At 58.0% G+C, this 476-nt stretch carries 1 protein-coding gene; it reads right to left on the bottom strand.

The genetic code is table 11. From position 1 onward, the window contains the following. The coding region (locus G5S52_RS23480; protein ID WP_165018892.1) for an immunoglobulin-like domain-containing protein at positions 1-476 on the bottom strand (476 nt) is incomplete at both ends.

Raw genomic sequence — 476 nt, 5'->3', positions numbered from 1 at the left:
ACGATGGTCACGGTGAAGTCCGCTGTTGGCGCTTCACTGAGCGTCAAGGTGTAACTGGCCGCTTCACCTTCATTCACTGAGGCATCACCCGTCAATGTCAGGGTTGGCGCATCCGTGGTGGTGCCGTCATTGATGGTGGTTTCGACAGCGGCCGGTGCGGTTGGCTGAGCCTCAAAGTCACCACCGGATGTTGAGTCTACTGACACAGTAAAGACATCATCATCGGCAGATTCGTTGAGGCTGTCATCCAGGGTGTCGACGGTGAAGTCAGTGGACGTGGTGCCTGCCGCAATGACCACATCACGGGTCACCGGCGTGACATCGCCATCTTCCGTGGTCTTGTGAGCCACGACGATAGTCACGGTGAAATCAGCGGTTGGCGCTTCACTGAGTGTCAAGGTGTAGCTGGCCGCTTCACCTTCATTCACTGAGGCATCGCCCGTCAGGGTCAGGGTTGGCGCATCCGTGGTGGTGCC

Origin of the sequence: Grimontia sedimenti, assembly GCF_011045095.1 — a bacterium.
GTDB lineage: Bacteria > Pseudomonadota > Gammaproteobacteria > Enterobacterales > Vibrionaceae > Enterovibrio > Enterovibrio sedimenti.
The sequence above is the reverse complement of the archived record's forward strand: the minus strand, read 5'-3'. Positions and strand labels throughout refer to the sequence as shown.